Here is an 18720-nt window from a genome sequence, read left to right on the forward strand (position 1 = left end):
CCGGGAGAAAAGGAGCGAAAACTCCCGGCGTCAGCCTATGAAAAAAGCCCCTTTCGGGGCTTCTTTCACCAGTCACGGGGGACGACGCCCACGGCTTTGCGGGGGCGCTGCCCGTTGAGCAGGGCCTCGAGGGCTGCGATGTCGTCCTCGAGCTCCTTGATGGCCGCCCGGATGGCGGCGAGGTCGGTGTTGTAGCGGGACAGGTTGCGGGATCCGATGCCATAGCTCTGCACGCCGCCGCTCAGCATTTCGGCCTCCCGCTTCAGGTAGAGCTCGAGCCGCTCCCGCTTGCCGGTGAGCTCGATCTCGATGGTCTTGCGCGTTTTCATGTGGTCGTGTCCTCCTTACCAGTCGTCGAAGGCGCTGGAGCTGCTGCGCTTGGTGCGCGCCCGTCGCTGCGGCGCCGGTTTTGGCTGCTCCTCGAGGCCGCGCAGGCGGCGCTCGACTGCGTCCATGTCGGGGTTGATGATCTTGAGGCCGGCGTTGGCATAGTCCCGGCAGTCGAGGGCCTCGTTGCGGTTGTGGCCGGGCAGCTTCTCCCACGCCCAGCGGTCGCCCCTCCGGGTGCTGGTGAGCACCAGCTTCTCGGAGAGCAGGCCGTTGAAGTAGTTGAGGTCGTAGCCGGCGTCGGGGTGCCGGTTGAAATGGGAATATTTCGGGCCGGGCTCCTGCACCTTCAGGCCGGCCATGATGGCAGCCTTGCCGGCGTCGACGCCGATGGTGTAGAGCCAGCAGGTGATCTTCTTGTTGTCCCGGATCGGCACCTTAGTCGGCGGGGAGACGTAGGGGATCCCGTCGCCGCCCTTGCCCTTGATGGCAAACACGCGCTTGCCCTGTCGGGCCCGGCACGCCTCATACACCTCTTGGGTGAAGTGGCCGCCGGAGTCGACGCAGGTGATGGAGATCTTCAGGCCCCGGCCGTTCTTGAACTTGTAGACATGGTCGACGACATCGTCGAGCCGCTGCCAGACCTCGGGGGTGTCCGGCCGGCCCATGATGTAGCCCTTGACGATGCCCCAGTTTTCGCCGTACTTGCCGTGGCCGACGACCTCGTACTCGAGCCGGTTGTCCTGTGTGTCCACGCCGCAGGTGAGCACCAGCACGCCGTCGGGCAGCTCCACGGGGGTGCCGTCCGGGCGTGTGCCGTAGTCCTCACGGCGGGCGAGCATGGTGTCCTCGTCCTCGAGGTCGCCGCGATCCTCCCATAGCTGGCCGAGCAGGGTGTTGTAGACCACCTTGAGGCGCTGCGGGTCGTTCTTGGCGTCGAGGAACTTGAGGACGATCTTCTCCCATGGTGTCCACGGGGAGCTGAAGGCGTTGAGCCAGAACGAGCGGACGCCCTTCTTGTAGGCGTCGGGGTTTTCTGCGATCCACTTGGCCGGCTGCCGTCGCATGGTCTCCTCGGGGATCAGGCAGCCGCAGGCGGGACAGGCCCACGAGACGCCGCCCTTCAGGCTCCAGACCTTTTTGCCGCGCACGCGCTTGGCCTCGGGCTCGAAGTGGATGGCGTCGAACACGATCTCGCTGTACTCCCCGCACTCGGGGCAGCGGTGGCACCAGCGTTCCTGTGTGCCTTGGTAGAAGCTGGTCTCGATGTTGCTGGCGCCCTTGATGGTCGGGGTCGAGACCTCGACGGCCTTGGCGTTGTAAAAGGTCGCCTGCCGGGCCTCGGCCAGCGCCCACGGGTCGCCCTCGGTGCCGGCGCTCGTGGCCCAGCGGTCACGCTCGTCGCCGATGATGTAGCGGGCGGGGGTGGATGCCAGCGCCGAGGCACTGTTGGAGCCGGTCAGTGTGAGCATACCGCCCGGGAAAGACTTCTGGAGGATGGTGTTGCCGCTGTCCTTGGCCTTGACATCGTGCACCTTTGCCTTCAGGGGCTTGCTGTCCCGGATCATGGGAGCGACGCGCAGCCGGCTGAACTTTCTGGCGTCGTCGATGGTCGGGTGCACATAGAGGATGCTGCCGGGATCTTGGTCGATGATGTAGCCGATGATGTTGAGCTCGAGCTCCGACTTGCCGACCTGCGACGCGGCGACCATGACGATCTTGTGCACCTTCGGATCCGTGAAGGCCCGCATGGGCTCCTCGAGGTACGGGGTGCGCTTGGTGCGCCACGGGCCTGCCTCGGCCGAGCTTTCGGGGGAGAGGCGGCGGTGCTTGTCGGCCCACTCGTCCACGGTCAGGCTCTCAGGCGGGGCGAAGCGTTTGATCGCCCCCGAGATGGCGGCGTTGAGCTTCGCGGCGGCCTTCTTAGTCGTCCGCGTCATCGGAGAGCTCGCTCCATCCCTCCCGATCCCTTACCCGCCGCGCATAGACCTCGGGATCGTATTTATAGCCGGCCAGCTCCTCGAGGATCTTGTAGACCTCGGCGCGGATGATGTCGGACGCTTCCGCAGCGGTGGCCGCGCTGGAGACATCCACGGCCAGACGCCCGGGCAGCGCCACGAGCATCGACCTGATGCTATACACGAGATCGGTCATGACGGCCTCGACATCCTCGCTGCGGTGCATGGTGCCCTCGAGCTCCTTGAGCTGGAGCGCGGCGATGTCTGCCTTGCTGCGCTTGAGGTCGGCCTCGGCCTCGAGCCGGCGCCCTTCGATCTCGGCGTCCTTTTTGGACGGCTCCCGGCCATTGGCCTTGGCCGTCAGGTATCTGATGTACTTCTGGATCGTCGGCAGCAGGTCGTAGCGGTTGGCGTTGCCCTCCTTGGTGGCCGTGATGATGCCCTCCTTGGTGAGCTGCTGGATGCGGCGGGGCGTCAGCTCGAACAGGGCCGCGATGGTCTTGCCGTCGACGAGCTTGGTGTTGGTGTTCGGCATGGCGTCCCCTCCTTTCTGTCGTGCTGCCGTGCCCCCACCATTTTCGTGAGGTCAGGAAAATGATCGGCGCAGGCCCCCGGGCGAAGCGAAACGGCCCGGAAAAACTTTTTGGAGTCTGCGCGTTTTTTGGGCTCGCCAGCACCGCAGGCGTCAGGGGTGCGTCACAGTACCTTCGGCCGCGCTGCGTGGCCGTGGTGGCCTCTGTGAGGCCGCGTGCCCCGTCTTTTTTGTGCGCGGGTGTTGGCTTGCCTCGGTGTGCTCGGCCGCCTTGGCGGGCGTCCTGCTGGCCGTGGCAGCGGCCCTTGGGTCACAGGCCGAGGGCTCGCTTCATGTGGTGGTCGAGGCGCTTGGCTGTCTCGGTGTTTAGCCTCAGCATGATGGCCTCGTTGGTGCGGTCGCTGGTTATCATCTGCGGCACCGAGATGGCGGTCATCTTCTGGATGTCGGTGCGGGTCTTGCTCATGCGCTGGAATGGGATCCAGCTCGTGCCGTCGGCTTTGGTGTTGCCTGTCCCCATGAGGATCCAGTGAGACCGCTGCGAGTAGGGCCCGCCCTTGGTGCGGGTGTTCTTGTAGCGGCCGATGACCTTCTTGCTGCCCTTGAGGATCTGCGCCTTCAGGGTGTAGCTCCTGCCAGCCGGCGGGGCCTTGGGTGTCATGCCGAAGTGCACAGGGGTCAGGAGCCGGCCCTTGTAGACGAGGGTGAGCTCCTCGATGGTCTCGCCTGTGATGCGGATGCTGCCCGCCATCTTCTTCGGCTTGCCTCCGCTGGACGGCGTGATCTCTCCCTTCTTGATGTTGTAGACTGCCGTGACCTCCTGCGCTATCCAGCCGGGGGCCCGGGCCTTCACGTCCTTCACAGTGCTGCTGATGGCCTTGCGGCCGCCGGCCTCGATGGCCTGCACGTCTGCGACGAGCTGCCGCAGGTTTTCGATCTGGATGGATATGCTGCCGCCCGCCATGGTTGTCACCTCCTTCAGGGGAAAAGAAAAAAGCCGCCGGGCTTCTTGTGGTTGCCCGACGGCTTTCTCGCTGTCGTTGTTCGGTTGTTGGGCGGGTGTCCGTCGGACGGCCCCCCGGCGTTGTCCGGGTGTCCGGCGGTCTTTCGACATGGTACAGTGTAGCACAGGGCGCTACTGCCGTTCAATGGATTTTACTGCCCTTTACTGCCTTTTACTTCCCTTTACTGCCGGGGCCTCTGTCTCCTTCAGGATCTCGGCCATCCGCAGCAAGGCGCGGCCGTGGGCCTTGTATGTCCTGTTCTGGTAGCTGTCTATCCTCTCGAGGTAGTCCTGCCGATCACTGAACAGGACGGCACAGATCCCGTCCCAGTCTGCCCGGTCGAAGTAGCGCAGCCGCAGCACGGCGCGCTCGTCAGGGTTTTCCACCTGCCGGATCATCGCCTCGAGGGCAGCGCGTTCCTCGCGCTCCTCGGCGAGCCGTTCCTCGATCTGCTCCTCGAGCTCCATCTTCCGCAGCACCATCATCCCGGTGCGGTCGGTCGGTGTGCCGGAGCCCCGGGGCATACCCGTCATGTCAGGGCCGGGCGGCGCGGCCATGGAGATCTCCATGCGGCCGAGGCGCTCGTACTGGTTGTCTATTTCACGGAGCAGGCGGGTGTACTTCCCGAGCCGCTCCTTGATGTCGTGAGTGATCGGCTTGTCGCTCATTTAGGTCAGGGCGTCACTCCTGTCCACCTCCTTCCTCGTCAGGGTCGAAGATCCCGGCGATTTCCTCACGCGAGAGCTCTCGGCCTTGACGGACGCAGCGCACATTCTGTTTTCCTGTTATCCTGATGTATCGCTTGACGATGACATCCGTGAAGGCCGGCGTCAGCTCCATGATGTAGGATGGCTGGCCGTATGCCTCGCAGGCGGCCAGCGTGGTGCCGGAGCCGCCGAAGGGGTCGTAGACGCCCCGGGCGAAGTCCGTGTTGTCGACGAGCTTCTCCAGCAGCTCGACCGGCTTCTGCGTTGGGTGCAGCTCATTCCCGGAGCGGGAGACGCTCAGGACGTTGCCGTACCCCTTGTGGCCGTCGAAGTGTGTGGCGGCCCGGGCGGCGAACAGTATGAGCTCATGCTGTGAGCGCCAGCCGACGCCCATGCCCGGCGTGCCCTTGTCCCATACGAGCTCCGACTTGACGCCGAAGCCGGCAGCCTCGACGAGGTCGAACAGGTACACCCACATTCTCCAGTCGGTGAAGATGTAGGCATAGAGGCACGGGATGTCGGTGAGGGCCGCCCGTATCAGGTTTTGGTAGCCCCGGGTGCTGAGGATGTCGTTGGCGATCTTCGGGGCCTTGCCGTCTTTGCGCTCGGTGCCGATGCTGCCGGTCGACTTCTGCGCCTCCTTTTGGCCGCCGGAGCAGTAGGGTGGATCGGTGAGCAGGATCTCCGGGTGGGCTCCGTCAAGCAGCAGCCCCCGATCCTGTTCGTTCGTGGCGTCTCCGCAGACAACGCGGTGGCGGCCGAGGATCCAGAGGTCGCCTTTCTGAGATATGACGGCCTCTGCCTCCGGTGTTTCCGGTATGTCGTCCGGTTCGTTGAGGTCATTGTGAAGGGCTTCGGACAGGGCAGTGACGAGGCTTTCCACCTCGTCCTCTGTGTAGCCTGTCAGCTCCATGGGGATCTCCCCGGTGTCTATATCTGCGAAAATGTCAGCCAGCAGCTTATTGTCTGTCTCTGCCAGCTCTGCGATCCGGTTGTCGGCCACCAGATCAGCGTATTCCTCCGCTTCGTTGGTGTAGTTCTGGTAGTCTACGGGTGCCTGCTTCATGCCTTCCAGAAGGGCAGCAGAGAGGCGTCCGTGTCCTTTTACGATAAAGCCGGAGCGTTTGCTGACTGTGATCGGCTGTCTCCACCCGGTTTGCCGGATAATGCGGCCGAGTAGCTGGATCTGGGCGTCCGGGTGCTGGTTCGGGTTCTTCGGATTAGGTACCAGCGTTGCAACGTCCACTATTTTGTCATGGGCGCAGAATACCGGCACGCCGTCAGCGTATGCTTTCGGCTCTGCCTCTGTTTTGTAGTCCATTTATTTGTCCTCCTGCCTTCCGGCGCTTCCTGCTGCCTCCATGATCCTGCCGCGGAGCTGCCGGTCTGTCTCTCCAGCCTCGCGCTGGATCCCGTACTCTTTGGCGAGCAGCTCCAGAGCCCGCCCTCCTGCCGCCTGTGGTGTCCATGCCCCGATCGCTTTTGCCTGCCGGATAATGCGACGGTCTGCGGCTTTGCGGCGGCGCTTTCTTTTTATGTGGGCGGTCAGGATAATGAGGGCAGCCACTCCGCAGATCAGACACATAAGCGCGAGCGGGAGCCAAAACAGGCCGAGGACTACGCCGATCCAGCTTATCCTTACCACGCCGAGCAGTTTCAGGAATATGAGAACGATCCAGAGCAGGAAAGAGGCGAAGGCGTATAAAATCCACGCGCCGATCGGGTTGTTATCTTCGTGCATTTCTTTTCGCCCTCCTTCTTTGCTCCCGGTTCCCGCCGGGCTTTCTCCTGTTTCTGGGATAGTCTGACAAAAATCCCGCTTTTATGGCGCACTCCGTACAAAGATAGGTGACGTCCTGCGCCTCTTTGAGCTTGTCGGCTGCGGGCATTTTCCAGCACTTCTGGCCGCAGAGAGGGCAGTCGATCAGTTCCCAGTCCGGGTGTTTTTTCTTGGTGTCTCCGTTCAGGTTCTTGTCGAGCGGCAGGCAGAGGATCCCGCCCTTGTCGCTGTATTTTCTGGGTGTGAGATCAAAGCCGCGGGCCCGGAGTTCCTCGCGGGTTTCGTTCCTGACTTCCTCCTGCAAAACTTCCACGACGTCCACCTGCTCCAGCGTCAGGCAAAAGGCCCCTTGTGGCTCCCACTTCTTTGCCTTCCATGCCTCTGTAAAGCCTTCCAGTGTATCGTAGAGGCAGAGCCCGGCCGCTGTTTCCGTCTGGTAAGTCGTCTGCATGACGGCCTCGTCGTCCGGCTCGTCCCAGCCGTAAAGGTGCCAGCTCTCCCGGTTGTCGTAGTCCCACTGGGAGAAGTAGAGTGTGTGCCCGTCAATCGGCCAGCCGGTGCCTTTTACGGTTCCTTTTATGATTTTCGGTCTATATTGCACGGTGTTGTCCTCCTTATACTTGTACTGGGAGGGCCGGAGCCCTCCCTCTGGTTTTTGGTGATATGCGGGGCTTATGCGATTATGGTTATCTGCTCCCGGTTGGGAATGTCGGCCAGCGCGTCCATAAGATAACTCTTTACATTGTCAACGGCCACCTGCATGAGCGCCTCGTTGAGTTTCTCAGCAAAGGCCCCGCCTGCCAGTCTTTCGAGGTTGATCTGGCTCGTTACTTTCTGTTTCTTCATGGTCGTGTCCTCCTTTTGAATTTGTCCGGGGCGTCGCATGTGCTCCAGTGTGGAACGTAGCCCCAGCCTTGTGCCTCTGCCGGATCTTTTACCGCCTCGCAGCTTATGACGTCACCGGCAGGCGTTACCAGCTTTGTGTCCCCTCCGGGTTTTATGCGGTAGTTGACCGGCTTTGTATCGCACGGCATTGAGCGCCCGGTTCGTGTCCTGATCCAGAGGATCGGTTTCCCGCAGCTTTTACATGTCCCAGTGTTCACTCCTTTGTTCCTCCTTCCTGAGCTTTCGCAGTCTCCGGCGACTCGGCCCGATATATTTCGCATGATCCCAGTATGCCGGGTTATACCGGCAGCCGGGGCACTCGTGGATCTCGTCGTGCTCGTCGAAGCACGGCCCGAAGATACACCGGAGCCCGAACACGATCAGGCCCACCATGACAGCGCCGATTATGGCCGCGCTCGCTAAAATGATTATGGCAAAAACCGCTATTATGACGTCAATCATTGAGGCAGCTCCTTCCTGCGCCATATTGCCTCGGTGGCCGTGGAATGTGTGGAGCGCCTGCGCCCGCAGGTTTCCACTATGCCCATGTCTTTGAGTTCTGAGAGTCTGGGTGCTACGTAGTTGCGGTTGTAGTAGGGGATCCGTCCAGCCTTCACCAGCTCGTCCGTGATTTCGCTCACGGTCATGCTCCTGCTGCCGAGCGTTTCGAGGATCAGGCGGCTACGTTCCTTCACTTTTGGGATAATAGCGTCATAGCTCGCCCTCCGGGTTTCCTTTGTGGTTTGGTTTGTTCCCATGAAATACCTCCTTTTCTGCCTTCCATGCGATAGCAGAGCGCCCCGTCACGCTGCACTCACGCTTTCCGGCGTTTCTTATCAGTCCAGCCGCCTGCGCTTTGGTTAGGATCGGGCCTACGTCGCTGCGGCTTACCTGCTGCCCCCTGTCTGACAGGGTGACGGCGATCTCGTTCGCGGTCATGTCCCTGTCCTTTATTAAATCCAGCACCATGTCCCGGAGGCTCTGGGCCATGTCCTTGCTGCGCCAGATCACGACGGCCGAAGGGAAGGGAGCGGAGCACGGCCGCCCTTTGGCGTCTTTGGTCGGGTTCCCGTCCTCGTCCGTGAATGTGAGCCTCCCGCGGATAAAGCGCACCTCGTCGGCTTTTCCGTGGAATATGTAGTCGTGGAAGTAGGACGTGTCCGTGCGGGCCGGTATGAGCATTACCACGAGAGTGCCGGGTTTCTTGCTTTCCTCGTAGCCCTTCCGCACCCAGTCTGTGATCTGGCGGCCGTAGGGCGGATTACAAAACACGCGACACCCCCCCAGTCCGCTTTCAGGCCGTCGTCGGCCGGTGTAAAATATCTCGCGCACTTGGCGCTTTTATCGGTGGCGGCCGGATCGAGGTTAAAATGAAACTCCTGATCCAGCTCGCTGAAAAAGTCGGCCGGAGTACACCAGCCCATGTTTTTGCTGCTTAATAGTGCTCCGTTCATGTCTGTGCTCCTTTCTTATGCCTTTACGGCCGCCATGTGTACCGCCGGGCCGCATTGTGTCTCTGTTGCCTCTGCCAGCGTGAGGATCGGGCAGCCTTCGCCCAGATTTCTGCACATGTTCCGGGTGGTTTCCTTATCCATATAGGCCCGGATCGGCTCGCCGGTTTCGCTGTTTTTGAGGATCCGGCTCATAATGCTGCAGCAGGCTTTCCCTTTGTGTTCTCCGAAAAGCTGGATCCCGCTGCACTCATGGCACCATTTTCTTTCAAAATTCATAGTGTTTCCTCCTGCTCCCCATATTCCAGCTCTATGCCTTCCAGCAGTTTGAGCACTCCGGCGATATACTGCACTCGGAAGGGTTCGAGCTCTGCCTTGTTCATGTGTTTATGCCCGTACAGTTTCCGCATATCCCGCCACACGCCCCACGGCACCCGGTAGAAGTCCTGAAGCTCAACGCTCACAAGGATAAAGGCTGCGGCTCCGAGTCGGTCGTGTTCTTCGAGACTGCTCAGCTGCTCCGGTGTCAGCCGGTTGTAGTCGATCCGGTCGCTGTCCGTGTGCTTTGCCTCAAATACCACGGCCCGGCCGCCGGTGAGGGTTCCCTTAAAATCCGGTTGTCCCGCTTTGGTATAGCAGGCGAGAAACTGCCCCTGCCGGTTTGGCGGTCTGAGCGGTCGCATGGGCTCCGGCGTCTTTTCAATAAAAGCCACGCCCTTGTCCTTATACCAGCCGAGGCTTGCGGCGATCATGTTCTCGAAGTGTTCGCCTGCTCGCTTACTCTGGAGCCCCCGCTGGCTGCGCTGGACGTTTGAGAGGGCAGCGGCAGCAGTTGGATCCGGATAGCCCTCCGCATTTTTGCCCGGCACATAGTCCCAGCTCACGCCTCAGCCTCCACGGTGATGTCGTGGCCGCGGTTTCGTCTGAGCTCTGCTGCCAGCTCGACGATCACCTCTCCGCTGATCCGCACGGTGGTGGACTCAAAGGCGGCGACTCCGTTTATTGCTCCGGTGTGGGTAGGAAGGACGAGAAGGGCGTCGCCCAGCTCTTTGTCCTCCAGCCGGTTTTTCTCCTGCTCCCGGAGGCGGTAGAGATCGGCGGCGTCTTTTACCGGGATCCCGTGCTCTTTGGCGTAGGCGATTTCCTTTTTCATGCCTTCGCTCGGATTATTTATGCCATATACCCAGAGCTCGTCGCACATGTCCAGCAGCGCGATCCCCAGCTCCATGCCCGCCTCCCGCTCCTGCGGTATGGTGTCGTCAAGAAACTGGGTGCAGTAGACATGCGGCGCGATCGGTATCACGTCCGGCCAGAGTTCCACCGCCTCCCGGCAGTAGCCCTGTGCCTTTTGTATGTTCTTTTCAATGTCCCCGCGGAGAGGGGAGCAGATATATATAAGCCTGTTTCTCATAGTTTGGCTCCTTTCTTCCTTCCGGGCTTTTCGTCCTCAAATTGGTAGGTGTGGCCGTCCAGCGCAAAAGGATTTTTTACTTTGCCGTTGCAGCGGTCGAGTACCGCCTGATAGCTCATGTGATTAGCTTTTGCGGCTTCTCGTGCGGATCTGTATATCTCTACAGCTTCGCCGGAGGTGTTAATTTTGAATACCGTCCTTCTTTTTCCGGCCATGTGTCCGGTATTCCTTCCGAGTGTTTGTTTATCTATAAATCCGATATTTTCGGCTCGGTTATCCGTTACAATGCCGTTTTTGTGGTATGGCACCATTCCCGAAGGTGTAGGGCCGTGCCACGCTCCAGCTACGATTTTAAGTACGGCCACTTCTTTGCTTCCGTTTTCGCCCGTCAGTTTAACGAAAAGCCTATTTCTTAGAATTTTCTTGTGCTTTGCTCCGCTCTTTCTGTATGGTGTCATGTCCCTTACCGAGCCGGAAGGGAAAACTCTCCGGATCTCTCCGAGTCGGTTTACTTGATATTTTCCTCCGTAGCCCGGTATATCTCGCCACCAGTTCGGGCCGTTTTCTTCTGGCATATATGCTTTCATGTAGCCGCTCCTTTCCGGCAGCAGGCGTCGAGTCTCTGCCAGATAATTTCGCAATAGTCCGGGTTGATCTCTATCCCGATAAAGTTTCGGCCTTCCTGCGCGGCTACGGCCCCTGTGGTGCCGCTTCCTGCGAAGGGATCCAGAACAGTGTCGCCGGGCCTGCTGCCCGCTAATATGCACGGCCTCACGAGTTCCTCCGGGAATGTGGCGAAGTGTGCGCCTTTGTATGGCCGGGTGGCAATCGTCCAAACGCTGCGGCGGTTTCTTTTGCCGCTTTCGTTTGGCGTAAGCCCGTGGCTTTCCCGCTCCACGGTGGCGCTGTTATTTTTCACCCGGTCATGGGTGTAAGCGCCGCCTCCGCGAAAACTTGTAGAGTTTCCCCGTCTGCGTCCTGTGCCGTCCGGCCCATATCCGACGGCGGGCTCTTTTATGGCTGCGGCGTCGAAGCAGTACCGGCGCTGCTTGCTCAAAAAAAAATATATTCATGGGATTTCGCGCAGCGGTCTGTCGTCTGCTCCGGCATGGCGTTGGGCTCATTCCAGATTATGTCTTGTCGGAGGATCCAGCCGTCCGCTTTCAATGCAAAGGCCAGCAGCCACGGGATCCCGTTGAGGTTTTTCTGTGTGTAGCTGTCCCCGATATTCACCCAGAGGGTGCCGTCGTCTTTCAGGACTCTGCGTACTTCCCGGAAGATCTTCACGAGGTTCTCAATGTACTGATCCGGCGTATCTTCGAGCCCGATCTGTCCGTCTGCGCCGTAGTCTCTCAGCCTGTAGTAGGGCGGCGAGGTTATGCAGGTGCGGCAGCAGGAGTCCGGGAGCGTTCTCAGTGCCTCCAGCGCGTCGGAGTTTATGATCTTGTTCATGTGTCGCTCACCTCCCCGGCTTCCAGCGCCAGCGGATCCGCGGCAGCCAGAGCCTCCCGGCGGTTCCAGCCGGAAAGAGAGGCGTAATACTGTTCGCGCTTCCTTCGGTCGCTTTCCCGGTCTGCGAGCTTTTTCTGCCCTTTGTCCGGCAGAGAGGCGGCCACGGCGTCGATCTGCGTTGTCAGCTCTCCCGGTGTCATGTCTCTGGCCTTTTCCCGCTCGTACATGGGCGTGTACTGCTGCATGAAGGCCACCCGATCCATGCCGGGCTTGCCGCCTCCCCAGTGTCCCCGGTGCATTTCCCAGAGGTTGTTCCAGCCGATCGACTCCACGGCGCGGGCCACGAGAGGCGGGAGCTGCTGCTTTAGATCTCCGTGGTTAAATTCACCGACGGAGTAGAGCAGATCGCTGACTGCGAGCCATGCCTGATCCGGCGCTATGAGATCCGGGTGCGCGATCTCCAGAAGGATTTCCCGGAGCTCTGCCACACTGGGCGGCCACTTGCTTGTCGCTATGTGCTTTTTGACGGCCAGCGCCACCAGAGGGGCGTCCACGTCCTCAAACATCATAGCCCAGAGGCTCACGGTGGCCTTTACGCTGTCGGCGTCCCTGAATTTGTCATAGTTCGGGTAGGCGGTAACGACGATCGCCACAAGCTGAGCTGCGTCCCTTTTCGTCATAAGCTGCCGCCTCCTTCCTCGTCTGCGATAATACCGGCCAGCACGTCCATGGTGTTGACTCGTCCGGGCCGTTCAGGCTGCGCCTGCTGCCTTCCCGGTGCCTGCTGCCGGTTGTCGGTGTATTTGCCTTCGAGCACCTTCGCCATGTTCCCGGAGTTCATCAGCCAGTTAAAGTCAGCCGTCCAGTTCCGGTCGTTCCTGCCTTTCAGGAAGGGGGAGGCTTCGGCTTTCTCGAATAGCTCCCGGAAGATACTCAGGTCTTGCCCGTATTCCTTCCAGCGGGCAGCGATCGCCTTTTTCCGGTTTGCGCTGATTTTTCTCAAAACCGGGTAGCTTGTGCAGATTTCGTGATACATGTCAACGATCTGCCGGAAGGGAGTCGGCCCCGCAGACAAAACGCTGTCAAGCGTTTCACTTTCTTTCTCTGGTGTAGTCTGGTCTGGTGTAGTCTGGTCTACTCTGCCTGCGGTTTCTCTCTGGCTGTTTCCCGGTTTGCCCGTTGGCTGTCCTTCGGTCTGTCCGTCGGTCGTCCTACGGTCGGCGGCAGCGGCAGCGCGGCGTCTCCGGGATCTCTGTTTCTCTGCCTCCCGCTGGTCGATCAGCTTACCGGCATACTCGTACCAGTCGTGGATCTCCAGCGTTCCGTCCTCGGTTATGTCCAGAAAACCGGCGCTTTTCATGGCTTCCACGAAGGTGTCCGGCTCCTTGTTCCATTGAGCTGCCCGCGCTATGTTCCGGTTGCTGATCCCTTCCAGCGAGCCGCTGGGTGCATTGTCCAGCGCCCAGAGCCAGAAGGAAGTCAGAAGGCCCAGCATGTGAGGCGGTTCGATCTCCAGCTCGTCGGCAGCCGCCAGCAGCTTTCTGTGATCTTTAAGTTGTTGGTGGACTTGGATCCATGCCACTGTGAGCACCTCCTTTCACGGTCTCCTTTCGGCTTGTTTCTGTATGTTCTCCGGTCTGTCCGGCGGTCGTCCTCCGGTCAATTAAACGGGAGCTCGTCGTCCACGCCGTCCGGGATCGACATGAAGCCGTCCCCGGCGTCTGTCTGCTGTGCGTTGCCATTTGTACCGCCTCCCTCGTAGTTGCTGTCTGCAAAGTAGATCCGGGAGGCCGTAACCTCTACCGCTTTGCGGTGTTTCCCGTCATTGTCCTGCCATTTCCTCGTTGTGATCCGGCCCTCGACGACTACCTGCCGCCCTTTTGTGAGGTACTTCCCGCAAAAATCGGCCCATTTATCCCAGCAGACAACGGGGATATAGTCGGGAGGCGTGTCCTTCTTTTTACTTGGCACCGGCACGGCCAGATCGAAGCGTGCTACCGGGGTGCCTCCGGTGGTGTATCTGATTTCCGGCTCCTGAGCCAGACGGCCTAAAAGGCCCACATGGTTAAACATTTTAGTTTCCTCCTTGTCCTTGCCTTCTTGCTGCGTCCAGTGAGTTGCAGATCTCGTCATACTGCGCCCGCGTCAGCAGGTGGGGATCCTGTTGTCCGTATTTCTGCCGGATCCGGTCGTCGATCTGCTGCTGGGTGTAGCCCACGTCCTCGCCCTTCCGGTACATGCGGGAGAGCTGGGCGTCGGTGAGCGGTTTCTGAGCCCCTGTGTGCCCGTTTGAGGCGGGTTTCCCTGTCTGCTGGGTATTTCTACCCGCCGGGCTGTTCTGGGGCGTTGTGCCCTGATTTTGAGCCGGTGGCTGTGCCTGCTGAGCCTGCGCTGCTCCCGTGAGGTTTTTCATGTCCGGATCGTCCTCTCCTTGGTCGATCCCGAACTTCTCAAAAAGGTAGTATTTCAGGCAGTAGGTCAGAGCGCTGCCTTTGGCCTTGTCCGGGCCGCCGTCGTTGGTTCCGATCGCGTGGAGTGTAACCTCCAGAATGTCCTCCGGGTTGTCCGCATTTGTCCAGCGGATCGTGAGATCTTCCTCATACACCCAGACAGTGCGCTGGACGCCGCGCTCGTTCATGGTGTAATGGTGATAGTAAAGGGGATCGCCTTCCGGCGTGTGCCGGGTGGCGGTTTCGGCCACAATGTCAAAGTTGACGCCATGCTCATTCATGGCCGGAGTGAGCAGCCGGTACACGTCGCTGATCTTTGCAAACTTATACTCGACGCCTTCTGAGTGCTTTGCTTTTACAATGGCCGGGATCGCCTCCCGGAGCTTGATAAACTTCTGTTGCAGAGTGAGAGCCTTCGGCCGGGGCGTTTTCTTTGCCGTCGCCTTATTGGCCGCCGGTTTCGTTTCCGCTGCTTCCTGCGTCATGGTCTGCCTCCTTGAAAAATTTGTGATTGTTGATTGTCATTACATACGCCTGCGACTCGTGCCACTCGCTGTCGGTCAGGGCTGGAGCATAAAAGTATTTGATCGGCTCCGTTGTCGCCACATGCCCGAAGTCAAACACGGCCGCCACGGCTTCCAGAGCCTCGTCTGAGGGCTCCGGGCGTCTTTTGCTATACGAGTACATGCTGAGGACTTCGTGCGGCCGCATGTCGGTGTCCTCGCATGTCTGGAGTATGCACTGGGCCACGGCCACCTTACCGGCGAAGGGTTCGCCGTCGGCCTCTGCCGTGAGCACCTGCGCGATCTCCAGCCTCTCGTCGTCGGTCAGCTCGTAGCGCTTTTCAAATCCAGCCTCCGACGCCCACGCCGCTGTGAGCTGCTCCATGTCTACCGCGTAGCCTTCGCCGTATTTGAAAATATAGCCTTCCGGCTCCATGGCTGCCTCTGCGGCTTTGGTTTCTGCGGCTGCTTCGGTATCGCTGCCGCGGTTAAGTAAATGCGACACGCCCCATACTGTGAAGGCTGCCGCTCCGAGGATCAGGAGCGCCGCCCCGATCCGGGCCCAGTTATAACGCTTGCAAATTTTCCGCAGGCGGTATAAAATAGGCTTAGACTTTCGGCCATTTCTGGCCGGGTTTCTGGAGCGTGTACCCTGTTGCTTGGTAGGTTGAGGGTAGGCGCTCCTTTTGCTTTGTGCGTACATGTTTACCTCCTTCTTTTCACTCGTGCGGGTAGAGTGTAGCGCGGCGACTGCATATAATCGTTAAAATGCTGCGGCCAGTAGGTCACACGCGGGAGCCGGTCGCCGGTGACTCCGTATTTCGGGTTGTATCCGAACACATTGACATAGCTCAGCAGATCGGCCCGCTCGTTGTCCATGGCCTTGCATACTTCCAGCAGAGCCTCCACGTCGTCGATCGCCCGGTGTGAGTTCTTCACTTTGTCCTCCAGCTTATAGGCAGCGATCGCGTTCGCCAGTTTATGTGGGTATGCTCGGCGGTCTTTGTAAACGGTGAGGCTGTCCAGATAGTCGCAGCGGCTAATCCCGGCTCCGTTTATGGAAAAATTGGTTAATCTTCCCAGCATTTCACGAACGAACAGAAGATCAAACTGCGCGTTATGCGCCACAAGTAACGTCCCTCCGGTGCTGTAAATCATTTTTGCGAAGGCTGCGGCAGCGTTTCCCTCCGGTATGCCTTCGGCTGCGAGCCTTTCGTCGGTGATCCCGGTCAGTTCCACGATCTTGTCTGGGATCTTTTCGCCTTCCGGCAGCTTTATGAACATGTCGGCTCGGTCGGTTTCTATGAGGGAGCCGTCCGCTGCCTTCTCGATCCGAATCGCTGCCAGTTCAATGACCCGGCAGCTTTTGGCGTCGAGGCCGGTCGTTTCCGTGTCAAAGAACACGGCCGCCTCGTACCTCTGGAATATGTCGCGGAGGTTATTCATGGTCGCCCTCCTTTTTGATCGTGATCGAGGTTGTCATGGCGAGCTTTGTCTGCTCGAACGCCTGCCTCATGGCGTTGGCTGCTATGTTGAGCTGTGCCAGCTGTGAAGCGATCCGCAGCGTCTCCTTGATTTCTTCGTCGCTGGCGTTGTATGCCATTTTCTCGAATGTGAGAAGATCCTTACCGCCTGCGGCTGTGTAGATCTCCGTCAGCACTTTGGTGAGCATGAGCTTCACGACTCCCGGAAGTGTTTCCGGCAGAGGGAAGGGCCAGCTTTTCGCCTCGTCTCTCTGGTTCAGCTTATCGGCGTTTCCTTTGATCGTGGCTTTGAGCTTATCCGGTGCGCTGCTCAGGTCGGTGGGATCGTCGTCCAGATGATCCAGATCGCCAGAGTCTCCAGAGTACCGGACTAAAGCGGAGCGGAAGCCGAGGCCCGCGTCGGAGCCGGAGCGGGAGCGGGTGCCGACGAGGCAGAACACGCCTGCGGACACGCCGTGGATCCAGTGGCCCCCGCGAGACACGCAGCGTTCGCCGTCTGTGTCCAGCCAGAAATATTCCTCGCTTTCATAGTCGGGCGCTGGATAGAGGCCGAGCTCGATCAGCTTGTCCGGTACTTCCATGTCTGTGCGCTCGTGGAGGTCGCAGAAGGGAACGCCGTCGTAGTCCTTTTCCTTCGGGGCGGTCGGCTGCAGCACGATCTCGCCGTCTTTTACGTTGTAGTAAACCGGATCCCCGTCTGGCGTATAGATTGCCGTCCACTCCTTTGAGTCTGGAGACTGATCCGCGCCTGCTGCCGCTTCGTTGTTTGGTATGATCTGCACCTGCCCGTTAAGGAAGCGGACGCCTCCGACATGCTCCCAGACATTCCCCACCATGTCAGCCACGCCTTCCGCTGTGCGGTCGTGGTTCCACTCGATCGGGCCGGAGCCTGCCAGTGTTTTTCCGTAGCTGTCTTTGTATGTAGCGCCCGTCTGCTCCGGGTGGCTGTGGCTTTTGCCGCTGCTGGTGTTTCCGGTCGGCACGGTGTCGTTCTCCCAGCTCTGGTGGCCCAGCGCCGCCCACTCGTCGTTTGTGATAAGGTGCCAGCCGGGGCCCTTTGCCTCGCAGAGCCGGATCGCCTCGTCGTGATTGACATTGACGGCCGGAGGCATGAAGGGGAGAGAGTAGGGCCTGCCGTCGATCATGGTGTTGGGATACTTGCTGATCGCGTACTCCTTCACCTTCCTGCCTTTTAATGTGTCCGGGAGCTTTAGCTCGTCCGGTGTGAATACCACCAGAATGTCCGGGCGGCCCCGGTCGTCATAAACAATTTCATTTCTCATAACTGCACTCCTTTATTAAATTTGTAGTGTTTGCTTATTTCTCTTGCGATTGCATGTTCCCACTTTTTCCGGGTTCGCTTCTTTTTTGCGTATCGCGCTAAATGGATCCATTTTTTTGGAATATATTCCGGGTAAAGTTCGAGTTTTTCTTTTCTTGCGCCGCATAAAAATATGGACGGAGTAAATCCTATTCTCCAACTCGACAACGAATAAGAAAAACAGCCAGCGTATGACCCACAACTCCAAAAACCACCTATTAACGGGTTCACGTCTTTTTCCTCCATTTACTCCTACACCGCGGGCAGCGGTAGCCGTACCACGGTAGGACTAAATCTTTGCTTACATTCCATTCCAGCCCGCACTCGCCGCATACCTCATAGCGTGCCCCTATGCGCCGGGCATGAGTACGGGCTCGCGCCGGTTTCCGGTTGCCAGTTGTCCAGCGCTCTGTGCTGCCGGATCCGGCTCCTGCCGCCTGTCTTTGCAGTCGCAGTGCTCGCCGTGGTCTAAATGAGCGCCGCAGTTCGGGCACTCATGGTATGGCTTGCTCACGTTATCACCTCCAGAGGATCGGGCGCAGCTCTGAGGCTCTCAATGAGCTGCTGCATGAGCCGCTTCCGGTATTTTTTACGCACGCGGTACTTTTTGGCGTGTTTATATAGGTGCCACCATTTCGGGTGGGCGTTTACCGAGTAGAGCATGGCGTCCATGAATTTGCTCAGCGACTCGGCCGCGAGTTTTGCGAGTTCTCCAGCTGTCTGAATAGCCCAGTCTATAAACTCCCTCGCCTTTTGGGCGGCGTAGTCGATCACGGGCTGAACGGTCTTTACTACTTCCTGAGCGATCGCCTTTGCCTGATCCGGGCCGATCGTCAGTGTCAGCTCCACGGCTTCCTTTGGCTCTGCCGGTTCGTCTGGGAGCGCGGTTGAGTCGCTCAGCAGATTGTAGCCGTTTTCATAATGCCAGCGGATCCCGGCCGCGATTTCGAGCGCGTTCATGTCCTCGCCGAAGTGTCCGCAGTAGTAGCCGTTCAGCATGACGGCGTTCGGATCTTCCGCTAAAATCTCGCGGGCCTTTTTCAGATCGTCAGGCCCGAAGGCTTCCGTGTCCGGATCCAGCCATGCAGCGTACCCGTGCCAGCTGCGGTCTGTTTTCCATATAATCACCCACGCGATCCCGTCCCGGATCTCGTCAGCGAAGTAGCTCGCTACTTTGTTGAGTGCTGCCATGCCTCTGCCTCCTTTCTGATATGCACAACGGTTACAATGTCCTCAACTTCGTGCTGTGTTATGTATGTGTCGTCCGGGCTCAAGCTGATAAAGTTCAGCAGCGGATCGAAGCCGTCCAGCATAAGGCTGGTGACAGCTACCGCGTTGAGCCGGTAAACGGTCGTTTCTACAATGCAAGGGCGGTTTCCCGCTTCCAGTACCGCCGGGAATGACGCACGACTCAAAAGGGTGGCGTCATATCTAAAGTCTTTTTTCATGTCTGCG

Annotated in this window: 28 protein-coding genes and 1 pseudogene; all 29 read right to left on the bottom strand. The window is 59.3% G+C overall.

The window, feature by feature from the left end; translation table 11 throughout:
- Positions 1-65: 65 nt before the first annotated feature.
- The 29 genes and pseudogenes from B5E84_RS03910 to B5E84_RS04035 all read right to left on the bottom strand — a co-directional run bounded on the left by B5E84_RS03910 (position 66) and on the right by B5E84_RS04035 (position 18713).
- On the bottom strand, positions 66-329 hold the full coding sequence (locus B5E84_RS03910) for a hypothetical protein (RefSeq protein ID WP_016148034.1): 264 nt from the start codon (positions 327-329) through the stop codon (positions 66-68).
- A gap of 15 nt (positions 330-344) precedes the next feature.
- Complete coding sequence (locus B5E84_RS03915; protein ID WP_016148033.1) at positions 345-2267, bottom strand: phage terminase large subunit family protein; 1923 nt, start codon at positions 2265-2267, stop codon at positions 345-347.
- Positions 2251-2820: a protoporphyrinogen oxidase gene (locus tag B5E84_RS03920; protein WP_087219514.1), complete on the bottom strand. Its 570-nt coding sequence runs from the start codon at positions 2818-2820 to the stop codon at positions 2251-2253. Before B5E84_RS03920 ends, B5E84_RS03915 begins: the two co-directional genes overlap by 17 nt.
- Positions 2821-3127: 307 nt before the next feature.
- Entirely contained in the window at positions 3128-3781 is a 654-nt protein-coding gene (locus B5E84_RS03925) for a serine/arginine repetitive matrix protein 2 (protein WP_087219517.1), read from the bottom strand.
- Positions 3782-3982: 201 nt separating this feature from the next.
- Positions 3983-4489, bottom strand: coding sequence for a DUF1492 domain-containing protein (locus B5E84_RS03930; protein WP_087219520.1), 507 nt, complete (start codon positions 4487-4489; stop codon positions 3983-3985).
- 13 nt (positions 4490-4502) lie between these two features.
- Positions 4503-5849 carry a site-specific DNA-methyltransferase gene (locus tag B5E84_RS03935; RefSeq protein ID WP_087219523.1) on the bottom strand — a complete coding sequence of 449 codons (1347 nt, stop codon included), beginning with the start codon at positions 5847-5849 and terminating at the stop codon, positions 4503-4505.
- Complete coding sequence (locus tag B5E84_RS03940; RefSeq protein WP_087219526.1) at positions 5850-6269, bottom strand: hypothetical protein; 420 nt, start codon at positions 6267-6269, stop codon at positions 5850-5852.
- The gene (locus B5E84_RS03945; protein WP_087219529.1) at positions 6256-6909 is read right to left on the bottom strand and encodes a hypothetical protein; all 654 of its coding nucleotides are present in this window, start codon (positions 6907-6909) and stop codon (positions 6256-6258) included. Before B5E84_RS03945 ends, B5E84_RS03940 begins: the two co-directional genes overlap by 14 nt.
- A gap of 71 nt (positions 6910-6980) precedes the next feature.
- Positions 6981-7154, bottom strand: a complete 174-nt coding sequence (locus B5E84_RS20555) for a hypothetical protein (RefSeq protein WP_162612800.1) — start codon at positions 7152-7154, stop codon at positions 6981-6983.
- Positions 7155-7391: 237 nt separating this feature from the next.
- The gene (locus B5E84_RS03955) at positions 7392-7655 is read right to left on the bottom strand and encodes a hypothetical protein (protein ID WP_087219536.1); all 264 of its coding nucleotides are present in this window, start codon (positions 7653-7655) and stop codon (positions 7392-7394) included.
- Positions 7652-7834 carry a hypothetical protein gene (locus tag B5E84_RS20985; RefSeq protein ID WP_242963267.1) on the bottom strand — a complete coding sequence of 61 codons (183 nt, stop codon included), beginning with the start codon at positions 7832-7834 and terminating at the stop codon, positions 7652-7654. The genes B5E84_RS03955 and B5E84_RS20985 overlap by 4 nt, the downstream gene beginning before the upstream one ends.
- Before the next feature lie 70 nt (positions 7835-7904).
- Positions 7905-8647: pseudogene (locus B5E84_RS20990) on the bottom strand (DNA N-6-adenine-methyltransferase).
- 15 nt (positions 8648-8662) lie between these two features.
- Positions 8663-8923 (bottom strand): hypothetical protein, encoded by a 261-nt coding sequence (locus B5E84_RS03970; RefSeq protein ID WP_087219543.1) that lies wholly within the window; start codon positions 8921-8923, stop codon positions 8663-8665.
- Positions 8920-9528 carry a Holliday junction resolvase RecU gene (locus B5E84_RS03975; protein WP_087219546.1) on the bottom strand — a complete coding sequence of 203 codons (609 nt, stop codon included), beginning with the start codon at positions 9526-9528 and terminating at the stop codon, positions 8920-8922. The genes B5E84_RS03970 and B5E84_RS03975 overlap by 4 nt, the downstream gene beginning before the upstream one ends.
- Positions 9525-10055, bottom strand: coding sequence for a DUF7768 domain-containing protein (locus B5E84_RS03980; protein WP_087219549.1), 531 nt, complete (start codon positions 10053-10055; stop codon positions 9525-9527). Before B5E84_RS03980 ends, B5E84_RS03975 begins: the two co-directional genes overlap by 4 nt.
- A complete protein-coding gene (locus B5E84_RS03985) occupies positions 10052-10642 on the bottom strand; it encodes an HNH endonuclease (RefSeq protein WP_087219553.1) in 591 nt (196 codons plus the stop codon). The genes B5E84_RS03980 and B5E84_RS03985 overlap by 4 nt, the downstream gene beginning before the upstream one ends.
- Complete coding sequence (locus B5E84_RS21465; RefSeq protein WP_442911386.1) at positions 10639-11112, bottom strand: DNA-methyltransferase; 474 nt, start codon at positions 11110-11112, stop codon at positions 10639-10641. Before B5E84_RS21465 ends, B5E84_RS03985 begins: the two co-directional genes overlap by 4 nt.
- Positions 11109-11507, bottom strand: a complete 399-nt coding sequence (locus B5E84_RS21470; RefSeq protein WP_442911387.1) for a DNA-methyltransferase — start codon at positions 11505-11507, stop codon at positions 11109-11111. Before B5E84_RS21470 ends, B5E84_RS21465 begins: the two co-directional genes overlap by 4 nt.
- Entirely contained in the window at positions 11504-12187 is a 684-nt protein-coding gene (locus B5E84_RS03995; RefSeq protein ID WP_087219555.1) for a replicative helicase loader/inhibitor, read from the bottom strand. The genes B5E84_RS21470 and B5E84_RS03995 overlap by 4 nt, the downstream gene beginning before the upstream one ends.
- Positions 12184-13089: a hypothetical protein gene (locus tag B5E84_RS04000; protein ID WP_087219558.1), complete on the bottom strand. Its 906-nt coding sequence runs from the start codon at positions 13087-13089 to the stop codon at positions 12184-12186. Before B5E84_RS04000 ends, B5E84_RS03995 begins: the two co-directional genes overlap by 4 nt.
- A 77-nt stretch (positions 13090-13166) precedes the next feature.
- Positions 13167-13580, bottom strand: coding sequence for a single-stranded DNA-binding protein (locus B5E84_RS04005; RefSeq protein WP_022293562.1), 414 nt, complete (start codon positions 13578-13580; stop codon positions 13167-13169).
- 1 nt (position 13581) lies between these two features.
- Positions 13582-14442, bottom strand: a complete 861-nt coding sequence (locus B5E84_RS04010) for an ERF family protein (RefSeq protein ID WP_087219560.1) — start codon at positions 14440-14442, stop codon at positions 13582-13584.
- Positions 14402-15163, bottom strand: coding sequence for a spore cortex-lytic protein (locus tag B5E84_RS04015; protein ID WP_087219563.1), 762 nt, complete (start codon positions 15161-15163; stop codon positions 14402-14404). Before B5E84_RS04015 ends, B5E84_RS04010 begins: the two co-directional genes overlap by 41 nt.
- Before the next feature lie 2 nt (positions 15164-15165).
- On the bottom strand, positions 15166-15906 hold the full coding sequence (locus B5E84_RS04020; RefSeq protein WP_087219567.1) for a 3'-5' exonuclease: 741 nt from the start codon (positions 15904-15906) through the stop codon (positions 15166-15168).
- On the bottom strand, positions 15899-17227 hold the full coding sequence (locus B5E84_RS04025) for an SUMF1/EgtB/PvdO family nonheme iron enzyme (RefSeq protein ID WP_087219570.1): 1329 nt from the start codon (positions 17225-17227) through the stop codon (positions 15899-15901). Before B5E84_RS04025 ends, B5E84_RS04020 begins: the two co-directional genes overlap by 8 nt.
- The gene (locus tag B5E84_RS20305) at positions 17224-17511 is read right to left on the bottom strand and encodes a hypothetical protein (RefSeq protein WP_143469167.1); all 288 of its coding nucleotides are present in this window, start codon (positions 17509-17511) and stop codon (positions 17224-17226) included. Before B5E84_RS20305 ends, B5E84_RS04025 begins: the two co-directional genes overlap by 4 nt.
- A gap of 103 nt (positions 17512-17614) precedes the next feature.
- Positions 17615-17779 (bottom strand): hypothetical protein, encoded by a 165-nt coding sequence (locus tag B5E84_RS20560; RefSeq protein WP_162612802.1) that lies wholly within the window; start codon positions 17777-17779, stop codon positions 17615-17617.
- Positions 17776-18456 carry a hypothetical protein gene (locus tag B5E84_RS04030; RefSeq protein WP_087219573.1) on the bottom strand — a complete coding sequence of 227 codons (681 nt, stop codon included), beginning with the start codon at positions 18454-18456 and terminating at the stop codon, positions 17776-17778. Before B5E84_RS04030 ends, B5E84_RS20560 begins: the two co-directional genes overlap by 4 nt.
- On the bottom strand, positions 18435-18713 hold the full coding sequence (locus tag B5E84_RS04035) for a hypothetical protein (RefSeq protein ID WP_087219576.1): 279 nt from the start codon (positions 18711-18713) through the stop codon (positions 18435-18437). The genes B5E84_RS04030 and B5E84_RS04035 overlap by 22 nt, the downstream gene beginning before the upstream one ends.
- Positions 18714-18720: the final 7 nt, after the last annotated feature.

It is taken from the genome of Lachnoclostridium sp. An14, from assembly GCF_002160755.1.
GTDB lineage: Bacteria > Bacillota > Clostridia > Lachnospirales > Lachnospiraceae > Lachnoclostridium_A.